The sequence below is a fragment of the Telluria beijingensis genome (genome assembly GCF_030770395.1).
Classification (GTDB): Bacteria; Pseudomonadota; Gammaproteobacteria; order Burkholderiales; family Burkholderiaceae_D; genus Telluria; species Telluria beijingensis.
Window position 1 is genome coordinate 729,714 of the sequence record NZ_CP132480.1, and the last position, 21,628, is coordinate 751,341.

Consider the following 21,628-nt stretch of genomic DNA (forward strand, 5'->3'; position numbering starts at 1 on the left):
ACCAATGTTTTCGTCGCCCGCCATGCACGTCCACGACCTGATCGCCGCCACGCCGCTCGCGCGCGACGGCGCCACGCCACTGTTCCGCCAGCTGTACGCGCGCCTGAAAGGCGCTATCCTGCATGGCGCGCTGGCGCCCGGCGCGCGCCTGCCGGCCACCCGCGAGCTGTGCCGGCTGCTGGGCGTGTCACGGCAGACGGTGCTGGCGGCCTACGAGCAGTTGACGGCGGAGGGGTACCTGCGCGGTGGCGTCGGGCAGGGGACCTTCGTCGACGAAGCCCTGCCGCTGGCGCGCCAGGCGCCGTCGTCGCCCGGCCTGGTGCGCGCGCTGCCCGAACGCGGCGTGGCGCTGGCGACCAGCATGGGGCGGATCCGCCTCTACGACGGCCCGCCGCGCGCCTTCCGTCCCAGCATGCCGGGGCTGGACCTGTTTCCCTTCGAGCTGTGGCGCAAGCTCGAGGCGCGCCACTTGCGGCGCTCTGGCCCCTACCTCGGCTACGGCCCTTCCAACGGCTATGCGCCGCTGCGCGAACTGCTGTGCGCCTACCTGCGCGCCTCGCGCGGCGTGGTGTGCACGCCGGAGCAAATCGTCATCACCTCGGGTTCGCAGCAGGCGTTGTACCTGCTGGCGCAGCTGCTGCTGGCGCCGGGCGACGAGGTCTGGGTCGAGTCACCCGGCTACCAGGGCGCCTGCGCGCCGATGCTGGTCGCCGGCGCGCGCATTCGCACCGTGCCGGTGACCGACGAAGGCATGGACGTGGCGTATGGCGCGCGCCACTATCCCGATGCGCGCCTGGTGTTCGCCACGCCGTCGCACCAGCTGCCGTTGGGAGCGACCATGAGCCTGGCGCGCCGGCTGGAATTGCTGCGCTGGGCCGCGGCCAACCGCGCCTGGGTGATCGAGGACGATTACGACAGCGAGTACCGCTACACCGGTCCGCCGCTGGCCTCGATGCAGAGCCTGGACCGCGCCGGTTGCGTGGTCTACGTCGGGACGCTGTCGAAGGTGCTGTTCCCGGCGCTGCGCCTGGGCTATGTGGTGGCGCCGCCGGCGCTGGCCGAGCCGCTGGCGCACGCCAAGGCGGTGGTCGACAGGCACCACGCCATGCTGCCGCAGGCGGTGCTGGCCGACTTCATCGCCGAGGGCCACTTCATGCGCCACATTCGGCGCACGCGCGACGCCTATGCCGAGCGCCGCGCCACGCTAATGGGGGCGCTGGAACAGCGGCTGGGAGAGCGCCTCGTTTGCGGGCCGGCCGACGTGGGGCTCGACCTGTGCACGCATTTCAGGCCGGACGGCAAGGGACGCATCCCGGACGAAGCGATCGTTGCGCGCGCGGCCATGGACGCCGGCATCGAGCTGCGGCCACTCGGGTATTACGCGAATGCGGCGGCCACGCCGGCATGCGCGGTGGCGCCAGGGCTGTTCCTGGGATTCTCGGCAGTGCAGCCCGAGGCGATCCGGCACGGGGTCGAGGCGCTGGCGCAGGTGATCGAGGGGCAGTGGCCGCGCAAATAAGCCCTTATCGCAACCACGGATACGCCGCCAGCCACCGTCCCAGTTCATTGTCGTTGGCGCACCCCAGCTTGTGGAAGACACTGGCGCGGTGCGTCTCGACCGAGCGCGGGCTGCAGGGCGGCACCAGCATCCGCGCGATCTCCTTGTTCGGCTGACCCAGGCCGACCAGGCGCGCCACTTCGCGCTCGCGCGGCGTGAGCTCGTCCCATAGCCGGCTCGCCTGGCCGCGCGCGCGGGCCTGCGCGATGGCGTCCGGCAGCCTGTCCAGCAATTGCCGGGTGTCCGGCTTGGCCACCCAGTCCCAGGCGCCGCTGCGCACCGCCTCGAGGGCCATCGGAATATCGCCGTGACCCGACAGGAAGACGGTCACCAGCGGGCTGTGCGCCGCACGCAGGCGCTCGAACACGGCCAGGCCGCTCATGCCGCCCATGCGCAGGTCGAGGATCACGCAGCCCGGCTGGCTCAAGTCGACGGCATCGAGGAAGGCTTCGCCGGAGTCGAAGGCCTGCACCGCGAGATCCGGCGCGGACAGCAGGAGCAGCATCGAGCGGCGCAGGGCTTCGTCGTCGTCGACGACGTACAGTGCGAGGGGAATGTCTTTCATGGGACGATGGGCAGGATGAATGAGAAGGTGGCGCCGCCGTCGGCCTCGTTCACGACCGTCATCGACCCGCCATGGGCTTCGACGATGGTGCGGCAGATATTGAGCCCGAGGCCCAGGCCGTCGGGCTTGGTGGTGAAGAACGGGGCGAAGATCTGTTCGAGCTGGTCGGACGCGATGCCCGGGCCCTGGTCGCTGACGGCAATGTGCACGCCTTGCGTGGCCCGGCGCGCGGCCAGCACGATGTTGCGCCGCCGCCGCGGCTGGTCCTGCACGGCCTGCGCCGCGTTGTGGACCAGGTTGGCCAGCACCTGCTCGAGCAGGACCTGGTCGCCGCGCACCCGAAGGTCCGGGTCGTTCACTTCGAGCCGCAAGCCGACCCCATTGCGCTCCAGTTCAGGCTTGAGCAGCGTCGCGGCATGGCCGATCACGGCGCCGACGGCGAGGGTGGCATAGTCGGCGCGCTGCGGATTGATCATGGCGCGCACCCGCTTGACGATCTCGCTGGCGCGCCGGGATTGCTCGACGATGTCGTCCAGCGCGCCGGCCAGCATGGCCGGGTCGCCGCGCATGGCCAAGGCGCGCGCGGCGAGCGCGAAATTGGACAGCGCCATCAGTGGCTGGTTGAGTTCATGGGCCAGGGTCGAGGCCATCTCGCCGGCGCTGGCCAGGCGCGCGCTGCGCTGCAGTCGCAGTTCCTGGTCGCGCTGGCGCGCCTCGGCCAGTTTCTGGGCGGTGATGTCCACGATCGAGCTCATCCACCCGCGGTGCACGCCATCGGCATCGATGAGCGGCGCGGTGTACACCATGGTGATCACGTCGTGCCCGTCCTTGTGCCGGATGCGCGATTCGAATCCGTGCGGCGCGGCGCGGCCCTGCAGGGCGTCGTCGCTCTCCCGGGCCTGTTTTTCCAGGTCGTCGGGATGCCAGTAGGGATAGGGCGGCCGGCAGCCCAGCAGCTCGCCGGCATCGTAGCCGACCATGGCGCAGAAGGCCGGGTTGACGTAGATGATCTTGCCTTCCGGGTCGCGCGCGCGCATGCCCACCAGCAGCGAATCCTCCATCGCCTTGCGGAAGGCGTTTGCCTGCTGCAGGTCGCGGGTGCGCTCTTCGACACGCTGCTCGAGGTCGCGCTGCGCCGAGCGCTGTTCGGCGTAGCGCCGCTCGCGCAGCCGCCAGTACAGCACGCCGAGCAGCAGCAGCGCCGTCGCCAGCGTGCCCAGGGCCAGCGCCAGGCGCCGCGCCGCGCGCACCTCGCGCATGCCCTCGGTGACCGTCAGGGTCCAGCCCAGGCCGGGCAGCGGCGTATCGAGCGCGAGATACTCTTGCGCGCGCCCGCCGGCGCTGGTGGCGAGCATGAAGCCGGGCATGTCGTCGCGCAGCCGGATGGTCCAGGGCAGGACCCCGAACTGGCGCCGCTGTCCGTACTGGCCGTGGTCGGCAATCCAGGCCGCGTCCGCGGCCGACACGGGTTCGACGCCGTGGTACACCCACTCGGGCACCCCGCTCAGGAACACGACGCCCCGGCTGTCCCGCAGGAGCACAGGGTTGGCGCCATGGCGCCAGCTCCGTTCCAGCGGTTCGAGGCTGATCTTGGCCACCATGACGCCCATGACGCCGCCGGCGGCGCGCACCGGCTCCGCGATGAACAGGCCGGGCTGGCCGGTGGTGAGGCCCACGCCGTAGAACAGCCCGCGGCGTCCCTCCACCGCGTCCTTGAAATAGGGGCGCTGGCGGTAGGATTCGCCGACGAAGCTCGATGGCAGGTTCCAGTTGCTGGCGGCCAGGGTCAGGCCTTCGCGGTCGATCAGGAACAGGGCGGCGGCGCCGGTGGTCGTTTGCAGGTCGGCGAAATAGGCGTTCACGCGCGCCTGCAGGCCCGCGTCGCGCGGCGCCTCCAACAGCTCCCGCACGTCAGGATGGCGGGCCGCCGCGTGCGGCAGGAAATCGTGCTTTTCCACCAGGCCGCGCAGGCCCAGCACGTGCGCCGCCGTCGCCTGCTGCAACGCGTCCATCTTGGCCTGCAGCTCGCGCTGCTCCGCGAAGTGGCCCGCGCCGAAGATCAGCGCCAGCGCCGTGGCCGCCGCGAGCACTCCGCGCCAGGGATGTCGTTTGAACAAGGATGGCATCGGATCGTCCGTGGCCAAAATTGCCAACGATAGCAGTTGCGCGGGTTTCGTGCGCCGGTCTCCGTATTTTTACGGAGGTGGCGTCGATCCGCCTGCTCATACTTTTGCCTCGGTTGTGATGGGAACGAAAAAGAGTTTAAAATCTCAACTTAACTTGAGGTCAAGCGCAATGACGACGATCGATCCCGACAAGAAAGCCCTCACGGTGGGCGAGGTGGCGCGCCGCAGCGGCGTGGCGGTGTCCACCATCCACTTCTATGAATCGAAAGGCCTGATCAAGGGCTGGCGCACCGATGGCAACCAGCGCCGCTATGCGCGCGAGGTGCTGCGCCACATCGCCATCATCAAGGTGGCGCAGCGCACCGGCATCCCGCTCGAGACGATCCGCGAAAACCTGGCGGCGCTGCCGGAAGGCCGCACCATCAGCGCGAAGGAGTGGCGGGTACTGGGCGCCGGCTGGCGCGCCGAACTCGACGAGCGCATCGCGCGGCTGCAGCGGCTGCGCGACGAACTCGATACCTGCATCGGCTGCGGTTGCCTGTCCCTCACCGACTGCCCGCTGCGCAACCCCGCCGACACGCTCGGCAAGGACAGCGCCGGCGCGGTGTTCCTCGATCGTCCGGTCGGGGCGGGGTATGATGCGGTCTCGACCAAGAAACCCGTGCCATGACCGATCCTGAACGACTTTCGCTTGATTCCATCGCCGCGCTGCAGGCCCGCTTCGACGGCCATTCGCGCAAGGCGCAGGCGTATTACGCCGTGATGCACGAGGCGCGCAAGGTGCTGGGGAATGACGATGCCGCCGACGCCTGGATGAAGGCGCCGCAGCAGGCGCTGGACGGCCGCACGCCGGCCGAGCTGGTGGCCGACGGCCGCACCGACGACGTCCTGGCCTGCCTGCGCAGCAAAAAATCCGGAGCGGCGCGATGACGCTCAAGCGCTGCTCCTGGGCGAACATGGCCAATCCGCGCTACCTCGCGTATCACGACAATGAATGGGGCGTGCCCTGCCACGACGAGAACACGCTGTTCGAGATGCTCAACCTCGAAGGCGCTCAGGCCGGCCTGTCGTGGGAAACCATCTTGAACAAGCGCGACAGCTACCGCGCCGCCTTCGACGGCTGGAATGCGGAAAAAATCGCCGCCTACGATGACGAGAAGAAGGCCGAACTGCTGCAGAACCCCGGCATCGTGCGCAACCGCCTGAAGGTCGCCGCCGCGATCACCAACGCCAGGGCCTATCTGGCGATGCGCGAGCAGGGCCTCACGCTCGACGCCTACCTGTGGGCCTTCGTCGACGGCCAGCCGATCGTCAACGACTGGCCGGATCATGCCCGCCTGGCGCGCACCGAACTGTCCGACCGTATCTCGAAGGACTTGTCCAAACGCGGCTTCAAGTTCGTCGGCTCGACCATCGTCTACGCCTATATGCAGGGCATCGGCATGGTGGACGACCATGACCGCGAATGCCACTGCCGCAGCCGGCGCCGCTGACATGCTGGTGCAGGACCACTGGCGCGGCCGCGCGCGCTACACCGTCTTCGACAGTGACGGCAGCCATGTCGAAGCACTGGTCGACGCCTGGCGCCTGGATGCGCAGCGGCCCGCGCGCCTGCATGTGGTGGCGCTCACCGACCGCATGCAGCCTGGCTTTCACCGCATCCCGCAGGCCGATGCAGGATTGACGCTCGACCTGGTCGCGGCGCCCCTGGATACCGCGCTGGCCGAGTTGAATGCCCATCCCGATTTCATCTATCTGGATGGCGCCCAGGGCACGGCCTTCGTCCGACCCCTGGCGCGCCTGACGGCGCTCGGCGCGCGGCTGGAGGCGCATGGCCTCGACGCCGAACAGCGCGCGGCGCTGGCGGCCCAGGGCTTCATTTTCGACGAGAACGGCGCGACTTTCTCGACCCGCAAGCCGCGCCTGCCGTCGACGCCCGAACCCGAGCGGCGCGCGCTGGTGCTGGGCGCTGGCCTGGCCGGCTGCGCCGCCGCGGCCCGGCTGTGCGCGCGCGGCTGGCAGGTCACCCTGATCGAACGCCATCCGCAAGTGGCCATGGAAGCCTCGGGCAACCTGGCCGGCATCTTCATGCCGCTGCTCTCGCGCGACGACAATATTCCAACCCGCCTGACGCGCGCCGCCTACCTGTATGCGCTGCGCCTGTGGGAACAACTGGGCGGGATAGGCCGCGCCTTCGACGGTGAGCAGTGCGGCGTGCTGCAGTTGTCACGGGATACCGGCCATGCGGCCGTCTCGCGCGCGATCGCCGGCTTGGGCAGGGTGCCGTCCGACTTCGCGCGCTGGCTCGAGGCGCCGGAGGCAGAATCGCTGCTCGGCCTGCCCGCGCCGGACGGCGGCTGGCTGTTTCCGCAAGGCGGCTGGGCGCGTCCGGGGAGCGTGTGCGAGGCGCTGCTGGCTTCCTGCGGCGATCGCTTGGCGCGGCGCTTCGATGCCGGCGACGTGACGCTGGAACGCGCGGGCGACGAGTGGATCGCGCGTGGCCGCGATGGCGCCATCCTTGGCCAGGCGCCGACCGTGGTCCTGGCCAGCGGCGCCGGCGCCCGCCACATGGCGCAGAGCGCCGACCTGCCGCTGCAGGCGCTGCGCGGCCAGGTGACGCACCTGGCGCCAGAACACGCGCCGCAACTGCCGCTGGTGCTGTGCCGCGAAGCCTACCTGACCCCGTCCGCCCACGGCATCACCTGTGCCGGCGCTACTTATGACCTGGACGACGACCCGCGCCTGCGCGCCGCCAGCCAGGAAGAAAACGTCGCGCGCCTGCGCGGCCTGGTGTCCGATCCGCAGGCCGCCGCCGGCGCACCGCTGGCCGGCAGGGTGGGTTTCCGCTGCGTGGCGCCGGACCGCCTGCCGCTGGTCGGCCGCCTGCCCGATTTCGCCGCCGCGGGCGCCACCGAGCGCCTCCGCGACGTGACGCGTCATCCGGGCCTGCACGGCTTGCTGGGCTATGCCTCGCGCGGCCTGATCTGGGCGCCGTTGGCGGCCGAATTGCTGGCTGCCCAGCTGGAGGGGGAGCCGCTGCCGCTCGAGATGGCCCTGGTCGATGCCCTCGACCCGGCCCGCTTCGTGCTGCGCGCCCGGCGCAACAGCCGCCATCCGGCACCGAACGCCACCGATTTCGGCCCTTGACCGTTGCGTCGCCGCAAACGTGCGCACGGAACGCGGTGTAGCCGCCAAACTCGCGGATGCCTGCGGGTTATAATTTACTGGTAGCAACTTTTTCGGCCGAAAGGGCCCTGTCCGGATGGAAGACGCACAACATTCGCCCGAGCTGTTCCTGTTCCTGGCGTCGACCGCGCACGATATGAAGAACTCGATCAGCGTCGTTTCCGGCACGCTGGAGCGCCTGCTCGACGGCGGCTCGCCCGAGACCGAGAAAGCGTATGCGCAGATGGCGCAGATGCTGTACCAGACGCGCCGCCTGAACGACAACCTGATGCAGCTGCTGGCGCTGTACAAGCAGGTTGGCAAGCCTGCCTATCCGTTCGACGTCCAGCCGATCGAGGTCGGGCAACTGGTCGAGCAGGTGGTGGCCATCGAGCGCGTGCTGCTCGAATCGCGCGGCGTCTCCCTTGAACTCGACGTCGATCCCGAGCTGATCGCCCACGTCGACGAAGACCTGATCGTGGGCGTGGTCTCGCACGCCATCAACAATGCGCTGCACTACACGCGCGACCGTATCCGGCTGTCGGCGCGCGAGGTGGACGGCGATCTCGAGATCCGGGTCGAGGATAATGGCAAGGGCTTTCCACCCGCGCTGCTGGCGGCCGGCACGCCCGGCAGCGGCGACAGCGGCGTCAACTTCGTGACCAATAGCGCCGGCCTGGGGCTGTACTTCTCGGGCGAGGTGGCGCGCATGCACCGCCACCGCGAGCGCCATGGCGCGGTACGGCTCGAGAACGGCGGCCCGCTTGGCGGCGGCTGCTTTATCCTGACCCTGCCATGAACACGCCTTCCGCAATGCCGACGCCGACGCCAGCGCCAACGGCCGCGCCGGCCGTGTCCAAGCCCAAGGTGCTGGAAGAGATCGACTGGGCCAGCAAGCAATACCTGATCGTCGACGACTTCGTCGGCATCCGCCAGCTGCTGCGCGAGAGCCTGCGCAGCCTTGGCGCGCGCAATATCGACCAGGCCTCGAGCGGCGGCGAAGCCATGGGCCTGCTCAACAAGCTGCGCTACGACGTGGTGCTGTGCGACTACAACCTGGGCGAGGGCAAGAACGGCCAGCAGGTGCTCGAAGAAGCGCGCATGCGCCAGCTCCTGATGCCGTCCTCGGTGTTCGTGATGGTGTCGGCCGAGAAGAGCGTGGAGTCGGTGATGGGCGCGGCCGAGCACCAGCCGGACGCCTACCTGGTCAAGCCGATCACCGAAGGCGTGCTGCTCACGCGCCTGAACCGCGTGTGGCGCCGCAAGCAGATCTTCCGCCTGATCGACCAGGCCTTCATCGAGAAGGATTACCTGCGCGCGGCGCGCCTGTGCGACGAGCAGATCGCCGCCAACCGGGTGCACGAGATCGAGCTGCTGCGCATGAAGGCGCGCATGCTCGAACGCAGCGGCCAGCCGGCGCGCGCGCGCGAGGTGTACGAAAAAGTGCTGGCCCAGCGCGAATACCACTGGGCGCGCGCGGGCCTGGGCAAGATCCGCATGGCCGACGGCGACTTCGAGCAGGCGCGCCAGATGTTCCAGACCGTGATCGCCGAGAACCGCCACTACATCGACGCCTACGACCAGCTGGCCAGGGCCTACCAGGGCATGGGCCAGCACGAAGAGGCGGCCGCGGTGCTCGAGCGCGCCGCCAAGCTGTCGCCCAACTCGGTGCCGCGCCAGCGCCACCTGGGCCAGGCCGCCCTGCGACTGGGGAACGTGCCGATGGCCGAGAAGGCCTTCCGCAAATGCCTGGTGATCGGCGAGTATTCGATCCGCAAGGCGCCGGACGACTATCTCGGCCTGGCGCGCGTGTGCGGCCTGAAGGGCAATACCAAGGACGCGCTGCAACTGCTGTTGCTGGCCCAGCGCGAATTCGGCAGCGAGCACGAACACATGGTGCTGCGCGCGAAGATCACCGAAGGCCACGTTTACCACGAAAGCGGCGACTACCTGAACGCGCGCCGTGCCGGCGACGAGCTCGAGGGGATGCTGCAGGCCGACCCCAAACGGCCCGGCACCGCGATCTGCATCGAGATGGCGACCCTGCTGTTCGCGGTCGGCGTCAAGGGCACCCCGAATGAGGTGCTGGCCCATGTGATCCGCAACAACCACGACAATACCCTGCTGCAGGACGAAGTGCAGAAGATCTTCGACCGCGCGCGCCTGCCGGACGAAGGCGCGCAGATCATCCGCACCGCGCGCAAGGAGGCGGTGGACCTGATGAACCAGGGCGTGGTGTTGTGGAAGACCGGCAAGCTGCCCGACGCCGTCCAATGGATGCGCAAGGCGCGCGAGCGCTTGCCGGACAACGTCCGGGTGCTGTTCAACGCGGTGCAGATCCTGATCTCGCACATGCAGCAGCGCGGCTACGATCCCGAACTCGAGCTCGAGGCGCGCGAGGTGCTGGAGCATGTCGACAAGCTGCAGCCGGGCCAGCAGCGTTTCGCGCAGTTGATGGAGCAGCTGGGCGCGCTGCAGCCGAAGCCGGAACCGGCCAGTTCGGCGCTGTCCGAGGCGGAGAAGGAGGACGCTGCGCCTGCCGGCAAGTCGTGACACAAAACTCAGCAAAAACGTTTTCTCTCATCCCGCAAATACCTCTTCCAAAAGTCAGATAAGCATCGAGCCGCACGGGCATCTACCCAAAAACCACACGTAAAACATTCTAGTTAATCGTTTTCCTAAATCTGTTGACTTTGCTTTCGCTTGTGACTAGCATTTACTCAAGCACAAAAAAATAACAGGAGACAGAGAATGACACGCTACCCATCCGTGGGGACGGCTGCCGCGCGCCTCGTCGTCGCGCTTTCGCTGGCAGGCGCCGCCACCTGCGCCATGGCCCAGGAAACCGTTTCACAACTGGTCCAGCGCAGCTTCGATACCGCGGCCGTGCAGTACGGCGGCCTGCTCGACAAGGTCCAGCGCAAGCCGGGCTTCCCGCGCACCACCGACAAGGGCGAGGTGGTGCTGGTCGGCCCGGGCGACTGGACCGCTGGCTTCTTCCCCGGCTCGCTGTGGTACCTGTACGAACACACCGGCGACACCAGATGGCGCCTGGCCGCTGCCGACTACACGGCGCGCACCGCGCCGGCCAAGTTCGACAAGAGCCAGCACGACCTCGGCTTCATGCTGGGCGCCGGCTACGGCAACGGCTACCGCCTGACGGGCGACCCGGCCTACCGCGACGCGCTGCTGGCCGGCGCCACTACCCTCGTCACCCGCTTCAATCCGAAGGTCGGCAGCATCCAGTCGTGGGACCTGTGGAAGAACAGCACCTGGGCCTTCCCGGTCATCGTCGACAACCTGATGAACCTGGAGCTGCTCACCTGGGCCGCGCGCAGCGCCGTCGAGCCGCGCTACCGCGAGGTCGCGGTCACGCACGCCGACACCACCTTGCGCAATCACTTCCGCCCGGACGGCTCGAGCTACCACCTGGTCGACTACGACCCGCAGACCGGCAAGATCCGCAGCCGCGTCACGGTGCAGGGGAACGCCGATGCCTCGTCGTGGGCGCGCGGCCAAGCCTGGGCCCTGTACGGCTACACCATGATGTACCGCGAGACGAAAAAAGAGGACTACCTGCGCCAGGCGCACAAGATCGCCTCCTTCTTCATGCAGCATCCGCGCCTGCCGGCCGACAAGGTGCCCTACTGGGACTTCGACGACCCCGCCATCCCGAACGCGCCGCGCGACAGCTCGGCCGCCGCCATCGTCGCTTCCAGCCTGCTGGAACTGGCATCGTTCTCGAGCGCGGAGCAGGGGCGCGCCTACCGCGCCTTCGCCGAAGCGCAGCTGCGCAGCCTGGCTTCTACAGCCTACCTGGCCAGCGGCGCCGACAACGGCGGCTTCCTGCTCAAGCACGCGACCGGCCACAAGCCGGCCGGGAAGGAAATCGACGTGCCCCTCAATTATGGGGATTACTACTTTCTCGAAGCATTGCTGCGCCTGAAGCGCGCGCCGGCAGATCGTTGAAGCATCCGGCCCGAGCGCGGGATCGACGCTGCGTCGCTACCCGGCCTGGCCATTCTTTTTGAAATTGGAGGAGACCAAGTTGGACAAGAACAAAATCGAAGGTTTCAACATCGCGGTGAAACCGCTGGCGGCAGTCGTGGCGCTCGCCGTCGCGCAATGGGCCTTGCCCGTGCACGCCCAGGAGCTCGCGGAAGGGCAGCAGGATGCGACCGGGTTGCAGTCGGTGGTCGTCACCGCCAACAAGCGCGTCGAAAAACTGGAAAACGTGCCGATGGCGATTTCCGTCATCTCGGAGGCCGAGCTGCAGCGCAATAACGTGCGCGAGATCGAGGACATCGTGGCGCTGACGCCTTCACTGACCCAGGCCTCGGGCACCACTGCCGCCAACAACGCGCTGTTCATGCGCGGCATCGGCACCGTCTCGGTGGGCATCGGCGTGGAATCGGACGTCTCGGTGATCCTCGACGACATCCCGATCGCAGTGCAGTTCCAGGCCTTCCGCGACCTGGCCGACGTGGCCCGGGTCGAAGTGCTGAAGGGGCCGCAGAGCACCCTGTTCGGCAAGTCGGCGGTGGCCGGCGCGATCAATATCGTGACCAAGCCGATCTCGGGGCCCGTTACCTATCGCGGCAGCGCCTACTACACCGACGACAAGGAATGGCGCCTGGCCGCCTCGGTGGGCGGCCGCATGACCGACACCTTCGGCATGCGCATCGCCGTCAACAAGAGCGATATGCCGGGTAACTTCACCAACCTGACCACCGGCGAGAAGGTCAACGGTTCGTCGGGCAAGACCATGATGGCCAAGTTCTCCTGGACCCCGATCAAGAACCTCGACATCGACTTCATGCCGCAGTATAACGAGCAGGAGAACACGCGCGGCGTGACGGCGGTGAACGGCTTCTATCGCACCACCGGCTCGGCCGCCGCCGGCAACCTGGAACGCATCCCGGTCGATATCTCGACCGCCTACATGAATGGCAACCCGCAGCTGCCGGCGTCGCTGGTCCTGGCCGGCATCGACCCGACCAACCCGAACAACCGCTACGTGCGGCGCGACGCCCCGACCGGCATCTCGTCGCGCACCCACGGCGCCGGCCTCAAATTGTCGTACACGCTGCCCAACGATGCGACCCTGATGTCGATCTCGTCCTACCAGCGCTACAAGGCCAACGACTCGCGCGACCAGGACTTCACCGACGTACCGACCATCGCCCGGCCCGGCGAGACCCGGTTCTCGGTCGGGAACCTCCAGTTCGGCACCTACGACATCACCTCGAAGACCCAGGAGCTGCGCCTGGTGTCGCCGGACGCCGGCAACTTCAGGTACGTGGCCGGCCTGTGGTGGGCGCGTAACGAGATCGAGCGCCATTTCATCCGCGGCTTCTGCGTGGCGCCTGCGGTCTGCGCCGCCAACTCGCCATCGAGCCCGACCAACTACTACACCGACATCTACAACGTGAACAAGGCGGTGTTCGGCCAGGCGACCTGGGACTTCGCGCCGACCTGGACCCTGGTGATGGGTGCGCGCCGCAACCTGGAAGAATCGGGCTTCAACTACGAGCGCAACTTCTACACCGACCAGCTGGACCGCTCGACCTTCGTGCCCGGCCCGGTCGGCAAGGACGTGTTCTCGAGCAGCGACAACGAAGACTGGGCCACCACCGGCAAGCTCAGTATCCAGAAGCAGCTCAATCGCGAATGGATGGTGTATGCCATGACCGCCACCGGCCACAAGGGCAAGGCGTATGATGTGACCAGCGGCCTGCAGGCCTCGGCCGCGTTCCCGGTCGATCCCGAGAAGAGCCGCACCTACGAGCTCGGGACCAAGGCCAACCTGCTCAATAACCGCCTGTCGATCGCGGCCACCGTGTACCACACCGACTTCAGGCACTACCAGCAGAACACGTCCTTCGTGCTGCCGGACGACCCGACCATCTATACGCAACTGAACTCGATTCCGAAGATCCGCACGCGCGGCTTCGAGATCGACGCCAATATGCTGCTGGCCTCGAACTGGTCGATGAACGCCTCGTTGGCCTATACCCGGCCGACGATCGAGGACTGGAAGAACGGCCCCTGCTACCAGGACAACACCAATCCGGTGATCCCGGGCACCGGCGCGGGCGAGGGTGGTTCGCTGGGCGGCTGGAACCGCGACTGCTTCGCGATCCGTCCCGGCGCCACCACCGGCGTGCAGGACCTGTCGGGCGGCATCTTCCCGGGCACGCCGAAGGTCAAGGTCAATATCGGCAGCAACTACGACATCCGCTTCCCGTCGCTGCCGTTCGGCGCCTTCATCAACGGCAATGTGCGCTACCAAAGCGACTACCAGACCAATATCAACAACGATCCGCGCTCGGTCAACGACAGCTACACGATCGCCGACCTGGGCTTCGGCATCCGCGACAACAAGGACCGCTATCGCCTGAGCTTCCAGATCAAGAACCTGTTCGACCGTTTCTACATCCCGAACGCGAACGCCAGCGGTCCGAGCTTCCGCGCCGGCCCGACCTCGACCTCGCCGTCGATCACGGTCAACAGCTGGGTGCCGCCGCGCGATGTGTTCCGTTACTTCAGCGCGAAGCTCGACGTCAAGTTCTGATCACGACAGTAGAAACGATTGCGGCGCCTTCCGATCGGGAGGCGCCGCATTTTTCATGCCGCCGTGCTGTGCCACGGCGGTATCGGATATCGGTGCGCGTCAGTCCTTGTAGATCGGCCCGGCCAGCACGAACGGACCGCCCTGGTAAGTAGCGGTGATCTCGTCGGCCGGCGGCCAGTTGCCGTCTTGCGGAAAGCGTTCGGCGAAGGCGGTGGAGCTGTGCCGTGCTTCATACCCCAGGTGGGCGGCATGGCGGTTGTCCCACCAGCTGACCTTGTTGTCCGAGACGCCGAAGGTGATCGTGTGGCCGACGCGCGGCGTGAACAGGGCGCAACGCACCAGTTCGACCAGGTCGTCGTGGGCCAGGAAGGTCGTCATCATGCGCGCGTTGCGCGGCTCGGGGAAGGACGAGCCGATGCGCAGGCACACGGTCTCGATGCCGAAGCGATCGTAGTAGTAGCGCGACAGCGCCTCGCCGAAGCATTTGGAGACGCCGTAGATGCAGTCCGGGCGCAGCGGCATGGTGGCGTCGACGCGCTGGGTGGTGGGGTAGAAGCCGACCACGTGGCTCGAGCTGGCATAGATCACGCGCCTGATGCCCTTCTTGTGCACGGCCTCGTACAGGTGGTGCAGGCCGACGATATTGGCCTGCACGATCCGGTCGACTTCTTCCTCGACCGACACGCCGCCGAAGTGCAGCACCGCATCCACGCCCTCGAGCAGGTCCAGCACGGCGCCGCGGTCAGCCAGGTCGCAGCGCACCACTTCCTCGCCGTCGCCGGCGGCAGGGATGTCGCGCACGTCGGACAGGCGCACCACCTCGGCCCACGGCTTGATGCGCTCGCGCAGCAGCGTGCCGAGGCCGCCTCCGGCGCCGGTCAGCAACAGACGTTTGAAAGGCTTGCGCGGGATCGCTTCGTTCATGAATGGGCTCCAGGATATGTTAAACGTTTAACTAGATTACCCCCGATACTGTGGTGCGTCAATGCCGCCATTGGAGTGTTTGGCGAGCGGGCGCGTGCTAAGATAACCGGTCAAATAACGATTACCCGATCATGAAGAGTTCCGCACCGACCATCCGCGACGTCGCCGCCGCCGCCCAGGTATCCACCGCCACGGTGTCGAAGTACATCAACGGTGCGCAGCGCTTTTCGCCCAAGGTCGAAGCGGCGCTCGACGAAGCCATCGCGGCCCTCGGCTATAAATCGAATCCGCTGGCCAAGTCGATGATTACCGGCCGCACCAATACCATCGGGTTGTCGGTGCTGGACATTAACAATCCCCACTTCAGCAGCATCCTCAAGGGCGCCAACCGGGTCGCGCACGAGCAGGAGTATTCGGTCCTGCTGGTCGATACCGAAGAAACCCCGAGCCGCGAGCGGCGCACGCTGGAAGACCTGAGCCGGCGCGTGGATGGCATGATCGTGTTCTCGCGCATGCGCGAGCACGAGATGGGCTGGATGGCGAACATCGACAAGCCGCTGGTGTTCTTCGGTTCGCTGAACGAACTGCCGATTCCGACGGTGGCCAGCGACGACCACGGCGGCGCCTTCATGCTGGCCCAGCACCTGCGCATGCTGGGCCACAAACGCATTGCCTACCTGGGCTTTTCGCGCTCGCGGCGCGACGAGGAGCGCCTGGGCGGCATCCGCGAATGCCTCGACGCCGCCGGCATCGCGCTCAGCGTGCACGACGGCGAGAATCCGTCGATGGCGGAGGGCGAGCGCATGTGCTCGGGCGTGGTGCTCGGCCCCCAGCGGCCGGACGCCGTGATCTGCTACAACGACCTGATGGCCCTGGGCTTCATGAAGGAGTGCGCCAACCTGGGCCTGTCGATCCCGCGCGACCTGTCGGTGGTCGGCTTCGACAATATCGCCTATGGCAAGTACGTGACGCCGGCGCTCACCACCGTCGACCTGCAGAGCGAGCGTATGGGCGCGACGGCGATGACCAAGCTGCTGGCGGTGATCCGCGGCGAACAGGTCGAGAAACTCACCAAGGTCGCGCCGCAACTGGTGCTGCGCGCGTCGACCCAGGCCCGAGGCGCCTAGTCACTCCACGCATTTCCGCTTTACTTTCCGGTAGCGTTGCCATATTCTTTGGAAAACGTTTAACTATATCGGAGACCTCGCATGCGTCACGCACTTCCCTTGCTGGCGGCGGCATCCCTGCTGGCCGTTCCTGTCCACGCCGCAGCTGCCACCGCGGCCACGCCACCGCTGCAGCGCAGCGTCGAGCAAGCCTACCCGCAGCTCGAATACCTGATCCAGAAGCTGGTGAAGGAGCGGGAAAACATCGTGATGGATGGCGAGAAGGCCCTCAACAGCAAGGACAAGTTCTTGCCCGGGAAGATAGCCACCGGCCTGGCGGACCTGCTGGTGCACCTTCCGGCCGACGACCCGCGCCTGCCCGGCATGCTGCGCGACTACGCCGACCTGGCCGACCTGACGATCGGCATGAACAACGAATCGTGGGGCATCTATTACTACATCGGCGCCCTGCATCGCCTCAAGAAGGCTGGCCTCCTCGAGCGCGCCGTGCGGCCCGCGACCCTCGAACGCCTGCGCAAGCAACTGGACTGGCGCACCTTCGTGCGCGTGCCGAGCTACGAACTGATCGACCTGCCGACCAATTACTACGGCGTCGCCTTCAGCATCGCCCGCCTGCGCATGCTGATGGGATGGGAAGACACCGCCGGCAGCGAAGTGCTGCTCGACCGCATGCTCAAGCATTATGCAAAATACTCGGGCGACTATGGCTTCAGCGACGAGACCGATGGCCAGGGCCGCTTCGACCGCTACAGCATCCTGCTCAGCGCCGAGATCTGCGAGCGCTTCATCGAGACCGGCCTGGAAGTGACGCCAGAACTGAAGGCGCTGCTGCGCAAGTCGGCCGACGTCGCCCTGAACAGCGCGCGCGCCGATGGCACCGGCTTCACCATGGGCCGCAGCCTGGGGCCGTATGGCGAGACCGCGATGCTGGAAATCCTGTCGACCGCGGCCTACCTGGACGTGCTCACGCCGGACGAGAAAGAGTATGCGTATGCCTATTCGGCGCGCATCGCCGAACGCTACATGAATTTATGGTACCGGGCCGACATGCGCTCGGTCGATATGTGGAACGACGGCCGGCGCACCGATGCCTACCGCGGCAAGCACCGCATCCTGGGCGAGAACTTCTCGCTGCTGCACCAGCTCATCGCCACCAACGAGATGTGGAACCGGGCCGGCATGAAGGACGTGGCGCCGCGCCAGGACCTGGCGGCCTGGCTCGAGCGCAGCCGGCCTAAGTTCAGCCTGACGCGCTTCGCGCGCGGCGAACATGACCGCGCGCTGGCGATCTGGCGCGACCAGGGGCATGTGTTCAGCCTGTCCCTGATCAACGGCGGCCAAAGCCAGCATGCGAACAGCCCGTATTATCCGCTGCCGTTCGCGCATGGCATCGTGTCGGGCGTGGCCGACAGCGGGTATGCACATCCGCAGCTGATGCCGAAGTTTACGCTGGCCGACGGCAGCGAGTTGATCGCCACCGCATTCATGAAGGATATCCAGGCCCGGGAGCAGCGCGGCGGCCACGCGGTCACCTATCGCCAGGATGCCCTGACCCGGCTGGGCAAGAACGTCCCGGTGGCCGATCCGCGCATCCGCGTCGAGACCGAATACACCCTGCAGCCGGGCGCCATCACGCGCACCGACCGCTATACCCCGGCCGCGCCGCTCGACGTGGCGAAGCTGACTCTCGAATTCGGCGCGTTTTCAAGCGGCGCCACGGTCGAAGGCAACAAGGTGCGCTTCAGCGAAGGCGCGGTCCAGGGCTTCGAGGTGGGTGGGCTGGCGGCATGCACGGCCAGGCCGGCGGCCGGCGACAAAGCCTGGCAGGCGCCTTACGGCCAGATGAACACGGTGGTCAGCTGTTCCAGCGGCGCGTTCAGCCTGCGCGAGCCGCTGGTGGTGAGCTGGACGATCCGCTATCGGTAAAACGGGTCATCTCCTTGCGCCCGCACCGGCAACTCCCTGCCGGTCCGGGCGCTTTTTTTTACGTCCGCGTCACCCGCGGCGCGGATGCTCGAGCGGATTGACCAGGCTACGGTCGCCCCCCATGCGCGCATCCCAGTTGTCCGCCGGCGGCGCTTCGGGCGCGAGGCGCTGGCCGCTGCGACGTTCGTGGATCGCGATCCAGCCCGGCACCCGCGACGGCATCTCCTGAGGCGCACCGGCCATGCGTTCGAGCGGCGCCGGGTCGGCCACGTTCCCGACCGAGAACTTCAGCAGCCGCTCCAGGGCCGGGTCGTCCTGCTCGAGGATCGAAGCCATCATCACCAGCGGCGCCGCCGAATACAGGTGGTAGCTGAGCGCCTTGCCGGCGCGCGCCACCTCCAGCGGCAGCGAGCCGTCCGGCTGCACCTGGCCCATCGCGTGGCGGAACACCTTACGGCCCCAGTCCAGGTAGCGCACGTCCCCGGTGACGCCGCCCACCGCCGTCACCGCCAGCCCTTCCCAGTAATAGTGGTTGTTGCGCACGCCCTTGTGCTGCTCGGCGTGGTCGATGGTGACGTCGGCCAGCCGGCGCAGCCAGGCGTCGATGGCCTCGCGCTGGCCTGGAGCGGCCGCAGGCCGCACCCGCGCATAGCTCAGCGCCAGGCCGCCCAGCGTCCATTTGCGCGTGTAGTACGACTGTTGGGTGGTCATCGTGCCGAGCATGGCGTTGTGCCCGGCCCAGGCCTCCAGCCAGGCCAGGGCGCAGCGCGCGCCGTCGGGATCGCGCCCGGCCTGCCAGTCGCTGGCGGCGCGCGCGATGGTGCCAAGGTAATCGTTGACCGGCTTGACCGCCGCTTCGTTGCGGGCCTTGAGCACCGGGTCGGGAATCGAGCGGTGGGCGTCGACGTAGTAACGGTTGGCGTCGATATCGTGCACGGGCGGCGGCGCCGGCGTACAGGCGAAGGCAGCGGGCGACAGCAGCAGGCCCAGGCAGGATGGGAACAGGTAGCGCATACGACCTCCACGAAAACGTTTAACTTATTGTAGTTCTCGTGGTGCGGGCAGTAAAGCCGGATCGCTGCACTAAGCAGCAAGGGTCGGGGCGGAGCGGCCGCTTGTTGCCGGCGGCGTGAACAGCGTCTCGAAACCGGCATCCTCGATGTCTTCCAGCAGCCCGATCAGGATCAGCGATATGCGCTTGAGTTCGCGCATCGAGGACGCGATATCGGCCAGGCTGGCGCCCGCGCGGATGCGCTCGACGAGGTGGGCGCCGATCTCGTGCAGCTTGCGGTGCGGGGCGTCGAGCGCCTGGTACATCGGCGTGCCGGCGAAATACCGTCCTTCGCCAAGGTACCAGCGGCCCAGCGCGCACTTGGTGACGCACAGGGTCGGATGGCCGCCCGACTGGCGCAGCGGCGCGTTCGGCGGCAGGGCGGCGCGCTGGATCGCATAGCTGGCCATCTGGCGCCGCCATTGCACGTGGTCGACGATCGCCATGTGCACCAGGCCGACCGGCAGGCCGCGGCATTTGTTCGCCGTGGCGCAGAAGGCCTTGAAGGCCTCGAGCGGCAAGGCGCGGCTGATTAGGAAGCCTTGCGCCACGCCGCAGCCGGCTTCGAGCAGGAAGTCGTGCTGCGGCACCGTCTCGACGCCTTCGGCCACCACCTCCATCCCCAGCTCGTGGCCGAGCCGGATCGAGGAGCGCACGATGGTCGCGTTCTTGGGCGAATCGAGCATGCGCTCGACGATGCCCTGGTCCAGCTTGATGGTCGTGAACGGCCACTGGCTGAGCGTGTCGATGCTCGAGTAGCCGATGCCGTAGTCGTCCATCGCCAGCCCGATGCCGGCCTCGGTCAGGGCCTGGACGTTGTGCAGCACGCAGGGCGCGGCCTGCATGGCCTGGGTCTCGGTGATCTCGAGCTCGAGCGCGCTCGGCGGCAGGCGCCCGGCGGCCAGCGCGTCAAGGATCAGCGTGGTCAGGGCGCGGTCTTCCAGGTCGCATGAGCACACATTGAACGAGATCCGGAACTGGTGCTCCAGGCCGCTGCCCGCCAGGTCGCCCACCAGTTGCGGGAACAGCTGCTGGGTCAGGGGCCGCAGCAGGCCGGCCTGCTCGGCCACCGGAATGAACATGGATGCCGGCAAGACCTCGCCATTGCGGCGGCGCCAGCGCACCAGGGCTTCGGCGCCGGTGATGCGGTTACTGATCAGGGACACCTTGGGCTGGTAGTACAGCACGAATTCCCTGTTGTTCAGCCCACAGGCGATGTCGTCCGCGGTGACGATGGTCATGGCAGGTCCAGGTTGGCGTGAATAATGAGGTTATCCCCTGAGCTTGCCAGGATGTCAAGTGTCGCGCCATCGGCCGTTCGGACGATATACCTGCCTCGCATCGTCCTCAATAATCGACCGGATAGTCTTTCGGGAACTTGTGGCCCGCGAATGCCTTTTTCTGGGTCCAGTCCTGCGCCGGGCTGGTCCAGTAAGTGTCATCCGCCGGCAGGCCAAGGGCCAGGAAGCTGGCCGAGGCGATGTACATGCTGCCGTTGTTCGAGTACCAGTCGCCCAGTTCCGGCTGGTGGCCGGCGAAGCCGATGGTGAGGTAGCCGTCTTTCGTGAAATTGCCGGGATCGGTCCATAGCGCCTTGTGCACTGCCTGCAGCGCGGCGCGCACCTGGCCTTCGGGCAGGCTTTTTGGCAGCTGCTTGCGCCAGGCCAGCAAGGCCAGCGGCTGGAAGGCGGCGCTGCGGTAGGTGAGCGAGCGGCCGACCGGCGGGAAGGTCCCCTGCGGCGAGATGAAACGCTCCAGGTGCTCGCAATAGCGCTGCGTGCGCTTGAGCGCCTGGGCGCGCAGCTCGGCCGGCTTGCCGTTCCAGAACGGCGCGTCGTGGCGTTCGAGCACTTCGAGGATCTCGAGCAGCATCGGGTACATCACGAAGGAGCTGTAGTAATCGAAGTGGAACGACTCGCCATCCTTGATCCAGCCGTCGCCCACATACCATTCGTTGACCTTGCGGATCGCGATATTGGTGCGCAGCGGGTCCGATTCTTCCCCGATCGACAGCAGCCAGGCTTCGTTCATCGCCGCGAACAGCAGCCAGTTGATGTACGGCGGCTCGATCCGCCGCAAGCCCTTGATCTCGGCCACGATGCGTTTCTTGGTGGTGGCGTCGAGCGGCTCCCACAGGGCTTTCGGCGCGCGCATCAGCGCATTGGTGAAGTAAGCGGAATCGACCAGCGCCTGGCCGTGTCCACGCCAGGCAAGGTAGTCGGGACTGCCCGGGTCGACCGCGTGCGCATAGCTTTGCAGCGCCTGCTGGCGCAGGCGCGCGCGGACCTTGCCCTCGGCGCTGGCATCGTCGGGCAGGGCCAGCCACGGAGCGAGACCGGCGATCAGGCGCCCGAAGCATTCCAGGTAGGCGACCCGGGTGTCGCGCTTGTCCCAGGTCGGGCTGAGCTCCAGGTTGAAATTTCTCCTGAGTTCTCCGCGCGCCATGTTCGACAGTACCGGCTCGGCCATCTTCTGCAGCAGGCCGGCCATCCAGGCGCGGTCGTTGCCGGCCGCCGGCGCTGCCGCTGCCGCCATTGCGGTGTAAGTGGACAAGCCGGCCAGCGTGCCGCCCGCCACCAGGCTGCCAATAAAATTCCGTCGTTGCATCGTGT

At 67.3% G+C, this 21,628-nt stretch carries 17 protein-coding genes; 11 read left to right on the top strand and 6 right to left on the bottom strand.

What is annotated here, in order from left to right; translation table 11 throughout:
* The first annotated feature begins 4 nt into the window (after positions 1–4).
* Positions 5–1,519 carry a MocR-like pyridoxine biosynthesis transcription factor PdxR gene (gene pdxR, locus Q9246_RS03310; RefSeq protein WP_306395429.1) on the top strand — a complete coding sequence of 505 codons (1,515 nt, stop codon included), beginning with the start codon at positions 5–7 and terminating at the stop codon, positions 1,517–1,519.
* Positions 1,520–1,523: 4 nt separating this feature from the next.
* Here the strand turns inward: pdxR and Q9246_RS03315 are convergent, their stop codons facing one another.
* Positions 1,524–2,123: a response regulator transcription factor gene (locus tag Q9246_RS03315; protein WP_306395432.1), complete on the bottom strand. Its 600-nt coding sequence runs from the start codon at positions 2,121–2,123 to the stop codon at positions 1,524–1,526.
* Positions 2,120–4,249 (bottom strand): sensor histidine kinase, encoded by a 2,130-nt coding sequence (locus tag Q9246_RS03320; RefSeq protein WP_306395433.1) that lies wholly within the window; start codon positions 4,247–4,249, stop codon positions 2,120–2,122. The genes Q9246_RS03315 and Q9246_RS03320 overlap by 4 nt, the downstream gene beginning before the upstream one ends.
* Positions 4,250–4,418: 169 nt before the next feature.
* Between Q9246_RS03320 and soxR the strand changes: the two genes are divergently transcribed.
* The 8 genes from soxR to Q9246_RS03360 all read left to right on the top strand — a co-directional run bounded on the left by soxR (position 4,419) and on the right by Q9246_RS03360 (position 13,988).
* Positions 4,419–4,919, top strand: coding sequence for a redox-sensitive transcriptional activator SoxR (soxR, locus tag Q9246_RS03325; protein ID WP_306395435.1), 501 nt, complete (start codon positions 4,419–4,421; stop codon positions 4,917–4,919).
* Entirely contained in the window at positions 4,916–5,179 is a 264-nt protein-coding gene (locus Q9246_RS03330) for an antitoxin Xre/MbcA/ParS toxin-binding domain-containing protein (RefSeq protein WP_306395436.1), read from the top strand. Before soxR ends, Q9246_RS03330 begins: the two co-directional genes overlap by 4 nt.
* The gene (locus Q9246_RS03335; protein ID WP_306395437.1) at positions 5,176–5,742 is read left to right on the top strand and encodes a DNA-3-methyladenine glycosylase I; all 567 of its coding nucleotides are present in this window, start codon (positions 5,176–5,178) and stop codon (positions 5,740–5,742) included. Before Q9246_RS03330 ends, Q9246_RS03335 begins: the two co-directional genes overlap by 4 nt.
* Positions 5,705–7,396, top strand: coding sequence for an FAD-dependent 5-carboxymethylaminomethyl-2-thiouridine(34) oxidoreductase MnmC1 (mnmC1, locus tag Q9246_RS03340; RefSeq protein WP_306395438.1), 1,692 nt, complete (start codon positions 5,705–5,707; stop codon positions 7,394–7,396). The genes Q9246_RS03335 and mnmC1 overlap by 38 nt, the downstream gene beginning before the upstream one ends.
* Positions 7,397–7,511: 115 nt before the next feature.
* Complete coding sequence (locus Q9246_RS03345) at positions 7,512–8,213, top strand: sensor histidine kinase (RefSeq protein ID WP_306395439.1); 702 nt, start codon at positions 7,512–7,514, stop codon at positions 8,211–8,213.
* Entirely contained in the window at positions 8,210–9,967 is a 1,758-nt protein-coding gene (locus Q9246_RS03350) for a tetratricopeptide repeat-containing response regulator (protein WP_306395440.1), read from the top strand. Before Q9246_RS03345 ends, Q9246_RS03350 begins: the two co-directional genes overlap by 4 nt.
* Positions 9,968–10,165: 198 nt before the next feature.
* Positions 10,166–11,383 carry a glycoside hydrolase family 88 protein gene (locus Q9246_RS03355; protein ID WP_306395442.1) on the top strand — a complete coding sequence of 406 codons (1,218 nt, stop codon included), beginning with the start codon at positions 10,166–10,168 and terminating at the stop codon, positions 11,381–11,383.
* 79 nt (positions 11,384–11,462) lie between these two features.
* Positions 11,463–13,988, top strand: coding sequence for a TonB-dependent receptor (locus Q9246_RS03360; protein WP_306395445.1), 2,526 nt, complete (start codon positions 11,463–11,465; stop codon positions 13,986–13,988).
* Positions 13,989–14,087: 99 nt separating this feature from the next.
* Here Q9246_RS03360 and Q9246_RS03365 read toward each other — a convergent pair whose 3' ends face one another.
* A complete protein-coding gene (locus tag Q9246_RS03365) occupies positions 14,088–14,912 on the bottom strand; it encodes an NAD-dependent epimerase/dehydratase family protein (RefSeq protein ID WP_306395447.1) in 825 nt (274 codons plus the stop codon).
* Positions 14,913–15,043: 131 nt separating this feature from the next.
* On the opposite strand from Q9246_RS03365, the gene Q9246_RS03370 reads away from it, so the two are divergent.
* Positions 15,044–16,039 (top strand): LacI family DNA-binding transcriptional regulator, encoded by a 996-nt coding sequence (locus tag Q9246_RS03370; protein WP_306395450.1) that lies wholly within the window; start codon positions 15,044–15,046, stop codon positions 16,037–16,039.
* A gap of 81 nt (positions 16,040–16,120) precedes the next feature.
* On the top strand, positions 16,121–17,965 hold the full coding sequence (locus tag Q9246_RS03375; RefSeq protein ID WP_306395451.1) for a hypothetical protein: 1,845 nt from the start codon (positions 16,121–16,123) through the stop codon (positions 17,963–17,965).
* Between the two features lie 69 nt (positions 17,966–18,034).
* Here Q9246_RS03375 and Q9246_RS03380 read toward each other — a convergent pair whose 3' ends face one another.
* The 3 genes from Q9246_RS03380 to Q9246_RS03390 all read right to left on the bottom strand — a co-directional run bounded on the left by Q9246_RS03380 (position 18,035) and on the right by Q9246_RS03390 (position 21,623).
* Positions 18,035–18,979: an alginate lyase family protein gene (locus tag Q9246_RS03380; protein ID WP_306395453.1), complete on the bottom strand. Its 945-nt coding sequence runs from the start codon at positions 18,977–18,979 to the stop codon at positions 18,035–18,037.
* Positions 18,980–19,048: 69 nt separating this feature from the next.
* Positions 19,049–20,257 (bottom strand): EAL domain-containing protein, encoded by a 1,209-nt coding sequence (locus Q9246_RS03385; RefSeq protein WP_306395454.1) that lies wholly within the window; start codon positions 20,255–20,257, stop codon positions 19,049–19,051.
* Between the two features lie 106 nt (positions 20,258–20,363).
* On the bottom strand, positions 20,364–21,623 hold the full coding sequence (locus tag Q9246_RS03390; protein ID WP_306395455.1) for a DUF2264 domain-containing protein: 1,260 nt from the start codon (positions 21,621–21,623) through the stop codon (positions 20,364–20,366).
* Positions 21,624–21,628 lie beyond the last annotated feature (5 nt).